This is a genomic window from Cytobacillus sp. Bac17 (assembly GCF_024519925.1).
Taxonomy (GTDB): domain Bacteria; phylum Bacillota; class Bacilli; order Bacillales; family Cytobacillaceae; genus Cytobacillus; species Cytobacillus pseudoceanisediminis.
This window is the reverse complement of sequence record NZ_JALJRC010000093.1, coordinates 1-492: the sequence shown is the minus strand read 5'-3', so window position 1 is coordinate 492 and position 492 is coordinate 1. Positions and strand designations below refer to the sequence as shown.

The window sequence follows — 492 nt, the reverse complement described above, 5'->3', positions numbered from 1 at the left end:
GATGTGGCGAGGGAACTCACAGATCAGTTCGAACGTGATCTTACTGATTCTATTCCATTAAAAATTGAAGACTTGCTGGAACGACCTCTGACCGAGCGGATTGTTGAACAGAGTGCCCGCCTGTTTTCTCCATTATTATAAGTTGAAAAAACCGGTATTATTTATCTTTCTGATTTTAATTTAGCTTACATGTTGTAATATAAATATTTTAAAACATGAGGATTTTTGAAATCGAGTGAAATATAAAATGGAGGAATAAATTTTGGGTGAAGTTTTTTTGGGTTTACTGACAATCAAAGTCATAGTAGGTTTTGTCACCTTATTTTTTATCATTATCATAACCGGTAGAACATCTATCTCTCAGTTAACCCCTTTTCACTTAGTTTTTGTATTAGTGCTTGGAGATTTTTTAGGAAATACCATTTTTGAAAATAAGGTAGGGATTTTTCACTTTTTATATGCCATCGGATTGTGGACGCTTCTCATGTTGGG

1 protein-coding gene and 1 pseudogene are annotated in these 492 nt (G+C 33.9%); both read left to right on the top strand.

The window, feature by feature from the left end; all coding sequences use genetic code 11:
- Positions 1-141 (top strand): annotated as a pseudogene (locus tag NR125_RS30050) (cardiolipin synthase); the annotation flags it as partial.
- Between the two features lie 121 nt (positions 142-262).
- On the top strand, positions 263-492 hold a 230-nt coding region (locus NR125_RS29305), incomplete at its 3' end, for a DUF421 domain-containing protein (RefSeq protein WP_483863895.1).